Annotated in this window: 2 protein-coding genes; both read left to right on the top strand. The window is 72.7% G+C overall.

Going from position 1 to position 5,197, the window contains the following annotated elements; genetic code table 11:
* Positions 1-1,186: 1,186 nt before the first annotated feature.
* Positions 1,187-2,479 (top strand): hypothetical protein, encoded by a 1,293-nt coding sequence (locus tag FJ251_13165; protein ID MBM4118658.1) that lies wholly within the window; start codon positions 1,187-1,189, stop codon positions 2,477-2,479.
* A gap of 1,323 nt (positions 2,480-3,802) precedes the next feature.
* Positions 3,803-5,197 (top strand): FAD-binding protein (locus tag FJ251_13160; protein MBM4118657.1); only part of this gene is annotated, 1,395 nt, incomplete at its 3' end.

Raw genomic sequence — 5,197 nt, 5'->3', positions numbered from 1 at the left:
CCCCCCATCGCGGTGAACTGGGCGCGCAGTGTCTACGCTGCCACAGTGAGGATGCCTGGCGGCCGGCCGGCGGCTTCGATCACGCGGCGACGCGCTATCTGCTGCGCGGTCGCCACGCCGAGCTGGCCTGCGAGAAGTGCCATCCGCGCAGCGGGGCCGCGGCAACGCGCGACCTGCAGATCGCCTTCAAGGGGGTCGCCTTCGCCGACTGCCGCGATTGTCACCGCGATCCGCACGCGGGCCGCTTCAAGGAGGCCTGTGCGAGCTGCCATACGGAGATCGGCTGGCGAGAGGGCGCGAGCGCGCGCTTCGACCACGAGCGCACGCGCTATCCCCTGCGCGGCAAGCACGCGGCCGTCGAATGCGCCGCCTGCCACAAGCCGGGCGCGCCGCGCACGCCGCTCGCTCACGATCGCTGCGTCGATTGCCACGCGGACAAGCACGACGGCCAGTTCAAGCTGGCCGGCAAGCTCCGGGACTGCAGCGACTGCCACGACGCCGGCATCAAGGGCTTCGTGCCGGCGACCTTCGGCCTCGCCCAGCACGCGCAGTGTCGCTACCCACTGGCTGGGGCGCACCTGGCCGTGGCTTGTCGGGATTGCCATGCGCCGACGGCGGCTTTCGCTGCGGGGCGCTTCCGCTTCCAGGACATGCGCTGCGTCACCTGCCACGCCGATCCGCACGGCAAGGCCATGGCGCTCGCCGGCGAGGCGCGCCGCTGCGAGGCCTGCCACCAGGTGACGAGCTGGCGCGCCGTGGCCTGGGATCACGCGCAGACGGCCTTCCCGCTCGCCGAGCGGCACGCCGCGCTCGCCTGCCGCGCTTGCCACGCGCCCATCGCGGAGCAGCCGGCAGGGGTGCTGCGCTTCGCCGGTCTAGGCAAGGACTGCGCGGCCTGCCACGCCGACGTGCACCAGGGGCAGTTCGTGCTGGCCGGCGAGACCGCCACGCGCTGCGAGCGCTGTCACGACAGCCGCGACTGGTTCGCCGCCCGCTTCGAGCACGATCGCGGCGCCCGCTTCGCCCTCGACGGGGCCCACGCGCCGCTGGCTTGCACGGTCTGCCATCCGCCACTGCCGGCGGTTGCGGGGCAGCCCGTGACGCTGCGCTACAAGCCGCTGCCCACGGACTGCAAGGGCTGTCACCCGGACCTCGTTACCACCCAATCCACACAAGGAGGTCGGCCGTGATCCGCAAACGCGCGGACATCCGCCGCGTCCTGCCTTGGCTGCTGCTGCCGCTGCCCGTCCTCGCCCTGCTCGGCGCCAGCGAGGGGCCGCTGGGGCAGGTCGAGCCCGCTGCTCGCGGCGTGCAGAGCCCGCACGGTCCGCTGAAGGCGGACTGCACGCAGTGCCACGCCACGGAGAGCTGGCGCTTCGTCGCCGGTCGCGGCTTCGAGCACGACAGCACGGGCTACGCGCTCGTCGGGGCCCATGCCGAGGCCAACTGCGACGGTTGCCACGCCGACCTGCGCTTCGGCCGCGTGGCCTCGGCCTGCGCGGATTGCCATCTCGACATCCACGCCGGCGAACTCGGCTTCGACTGCGCGGGCTGTCACACGCCCCAGGATTGGGAGCCCACCGGGGGCGCCCTGGCCCTGCATGCCGCGCGCGGCTTCCCGCTGCTCGGCGTGCACGCCCAGGTGGACTGCGAGGCCTGCCACGTCGGCGCCAAGGGCGAGGAGTTCGCGGGCACGCCCAGCGACTGCTACGCCTGCCACGCCGCAGACTACGCGGCCACGACGGCGCCCGACCACGCCGCCGCGGGGATGTCCACGGACTGCCTTGGCTGCCATTCCTCGGTGGCGCCCGGCTGGGGCGACAGCAACTTCGCCCACGGCGACTTCTTCCCGCTGAGCGGCGCCCATGCGCGCCTGGACTGCCTGACCTGCCACCAGAGTGGTTTCGGGGGCCAGCCGACGAGCTGCATCGGTTGTCACCAGTCGGACTATGACAGCACGGACGATCCCGGCCATGCGGCCGCCGGCTTCAGCACCGAGTGCCAGTCCTGCCACTCCACGCAGGCCTGGTCGCCGGCGACCTTCAATCACGCGAACACGGCCTTCCCGCTCACGGGCGCGCACACGAGCGCGAGCTGCCTGGACTGCCACGGCGGCGGCTATTCGGGCACGCCCACCGACTGCTACGCCTGCCACCAGGCCGACTTCGAGGGGACGACGGAGCCGAACCATGTGACGAGCGGCTTCGGCACCGGTTGCCTGACTTGCCACTCCACGCAGGCCTGGTCGCCTTCGACCTGGGATCACGATCAGCTCTTCCCGATCTACTCGGGCAAGCACCGAGGCAAATGGGATACCTGTGCCGACTGCCACGTCCAGCCCACGAACTACGCGATCTTCGAGTGCATCTTCTGCCACGAGCACAACCAGAACAACACGGACGATCACCACAACGACGTCAACGACTACGTCTACGAGAGCAACGCCTGCTTCACCTGCCACCCGGATGGCAGCGAGTGATGCGCGGCGTATTGCTTCTGCTGGTGCTGCTCAGCGCGGCGGCCCGGAGCGAGGCCGGGGCACCCGAGGCGCGCATTCGCTACCTCTCGGCCGAGCAGGTCTATCTCGACGCCGGCAGCGCGGCCGGTTTCGCCGAGGGGGACACCCTGCAGGTGCTCCGCGAGGGCAGGGCCGTGGCGCGGCTGCTCCTCCTGCACCTCGCCGAGCACTCGGCCGCCTGCCGCGTCCTCGAAGCGCGCGTCGCGCTCGCCGCCGGCGATCGCGTGCGCGGGCCCATGCGGGTGACGGCGCTCGCGCCAGTGCCGGCGAGCCCCGCGGCGCCGGCGCGCAGCCGCAGCGCCGAGGGGATGCGGCGAACCAGGCCCCCAGACCTCGCTCTGCGCGGCCGTTTCGGTGGCAGCCTCAGTCTGGGCTGGGAGGGCTTCCGCGACGACGGCGCCGCGGCCCGCGACTACGATCGTCTCAGTGCGCAGCTCGGCCTGCGGGGCGAGAACCTCGCCGGCCGTGACCTGAGAGTCGAACTGCGCCTGCGCCAGCGCACGCTGCAGCGCAGCGAGAACGCCACCGCGGCGGCGAGCAGCGAGCAGCGCTTGCGACTCTACACCGCCGCGATCGAGCTCGGTGCGGGTCGAGGGCGCTGGCACCTGGCCGGTGGGCGACTGGGCGGCGGCCGCCAGTCCGCAGCCGGTGCGCTCGATGGCGTCCTCATCGGGCTGCGCCTGGGCGAAACGGAACTGGGCGCCTACTATGGCGCCATGCCCGACTGGTCCGCCGAGGGGATTGCCGATCGCGGCGATCGCGGCGGCCTCTACCTCCGCCAACGGCTGAGCGCCGCCCAGTGGTCGCTGGAGGCGGTGAGCGAGCGCCTGGATGGGGCGAGCAGCCGGGACTACCTGCTCGCGGGCAGCTCCTGGCAGCGTGGCGCCTGGACCCTGCGCGAGCGCGTCGAGCTGGACTGGAATCGCGACTGGCGCCGCGAGCGCGCGGCCGATGCCCTGCAGCTCAGCGCGCTCAACGCCGGCGCCGACTGGAGACCGCGCGCGGACTTCGGCCTCGGCCTGCGCGTCGACCGCCGCACGACGATCCTGGACGGCGAGCAGCGCTCCCTGCCCGACAGCCTCTTCCAGGATGCGCGCTCCAGTGGCAGCAGCCTGAACCTGTCCTGGCGTCCAGCGGGGCTGAGCAGCCTTCGCCTTGGAGCGCGGGGCGGTTGGCGCGAGCGCAGGGGCGATGCGCAGGGTACGACGAGCTGGGGCCTGGATCTTGGCATCGATCCGCCGGCCCTGCGCTCGCTGCACCTGGACCTGCGCGTGAACGGCTTCGATGGCGAGGCGGCCAGCGGTCTCCACCCGAGTGCGGAGCTGCGACGGCGCTTCCCGGCCGGGCACGAGCTGGGTCTGGCCGGCGGCGCCTACCTCTACACGCCGCAGGATCTGGAGGCCCGACGCAACCACTGGCTCCGCGCCGACCTGCGCCTGGCGCTGCCCGCCCGCAGCTGGCTGGCCCTCGCGATCGAGGCCGACAGTGGCGACGATCAGCGCGGCCGGCACCTGGGCGCCGAGCTGGGACGGCGCTTCTAGCATGGAAGGCCTGTTCATCTGGGGCGGCACCCTGCTGCTCGTGCTGGCGATCGTCGTGCCCTACGCGCTCGCCTTCCGCAAGCGCGAGCGCGAGATGGCGGCGCGGCGCGCGGAGGCCGTCGCCCTCGGCGCGGACCGCGCCATCGCTCAGCACCCGCAGGTGGACGACCTGCGCTGCATCGGCTGCGGCGCCTGCGTAGCGGCCTGCCCCGAGGGTGAAGTGCTGGGCCTGTTGGGTGGCATGGCGGTGATCATCAACGGGCTCAAGTGCGTGGGGCACGGGCTCTGCGCCGTGGCCTGTCCCGTCGAGGGGATCCAGGTCGGCCTCGGCGACCTCGGCGCGCGCGACGACATCCCGCAGCATGACGAGCACCTGGAGACCAACCTGCCGGGCGTCTACGTGGCCGGCGAGCTGAGCGGCTACGCGCTGATCCGCAACGCCGTTGTGCAAGGCGTGCAGGCCGTGCGGCACATCGCTGCCCAGCCGCGCGCGGCGGGGGATCGTCTCGATCTGCTCATCGTGGGGGCGGGGCCGGCCGGCCTCGCGGCCGCGCTCGCGGCCAAGGAGGCCGGCCTGCGCAGCCTCGTTGTCGAGCGGGAGGCGGCGGGCGGCACGATCCTGCAGTACCCGCGCAAGAAGCTAGTGTTGACGCAACCGGTGCCGATCCCGCTCTACGGCGCGCTCGATCGCGAGGAGTACACGAAGGAGGAGCTGCTCGCCATCTGGCGCGAGATCATTGCGCGCTTCGCGCTGCCGCTCGCCATCGGCCACGCCGTGGACGGCCTCGCGCCCCTGCCGGCAGGCGGCTACCGCGTGAAGGCCGGCGCACAGCACTGGGATGCCGAGCGCGTGCTCCTGGCGATCGGCCGCCGCGGCACGCCGCGCAAGCTGGGGGTGCCGGGCGAGGAGAGCGCGAAGGTCTTCTACAAGCTGCTCGATGCCGCGTCCTTCGCGGGGGAGAAGCTGCTCGTCGTCGGGGGCGGCGACAGCGCCATCGAAGCGGCGATGGGTCTGGCCCTCCAGGAGCACACGGCGGTGACGCTCGCCTATCGCAAGGAGAAGCTCTTCCGGATCAAGCGCCGCAACGAGGAGCGCTTCCAGCCGCTGCTCGCGGAGGGGCGCCTGCGCGCGGCCTTC

The sequence above is a fragment of the bacterium genome (assembly GCA_016873475.1).
In the GTDB taxonomy this organism is placed as follows: Bacteria; Krumholzibacteriota; Krumholzibacteriia; order JACNKJ01; family JACNKJ01; genus VGXI01.
The sequence above is the reverse complement of the archived record's forward strand: the minus strand, read 5'-3'. Positions and strand labels throughout refer to the sequence as shown.